Genomic DNA, 514 nt, shown 5'->3' on the forward strand with positions numbered 1-514 from the left:
ATGCCAGCAGGTTCTGAGTTTGGTAGATCGTTTTGCGCTAGCGTTACCCACCACGGTGCGATTTTGTCATCAGCGTCAGTGATTTTCTCTGAAATTTCAACGAAGAACGTGTTGTCGCCTTTTAGCGGGTGACGAACAAGATGTGCTACAACCCAATCACCTTCCGCGAAGTTGTCAGGCTTTAAACCTTTCTTCAGTTTCGCTTTTAGAGACAATTTCTTTAGTTGAGGATGGTCAGGCACGACATTTAGCTTGCCTTTGAACATCTTTACTCGACCGATAAAGCGAGTAAGAGATTGTTCGATCAGCTCTTGTGGTTCTGCGACTTCACGTTCATTTTCAGTACGGATGATGGCCACGACTTTGTCGCCGTGAATGCACTTTTTCATGTACGCTGGTGGGATGAAGAAGCTGGTCTTGCTGTCCACTTCCAGGAAACCAAAGCCTTTATCTGTTGCTTTGATTGAACCTTCTTTTTTAGGCAGGTTTTCTTGGATTTGCTGCTTAAGCTGGG

The 514-nt window shown here is 45.3% G+C and carries 1 pseudogene; it reads right to left on the bottom strand.

Annotated features, from left to right (window positions below):
- A pseudogene (locus R8N49_RS30540) lies at positions 1 to 514 on the bottom strand (exoribonuclease II); the annotation flags it as partial.

The sequence above is a fragment of the Vibrio sp. 1978 genome (assembly GCF_033344345.1).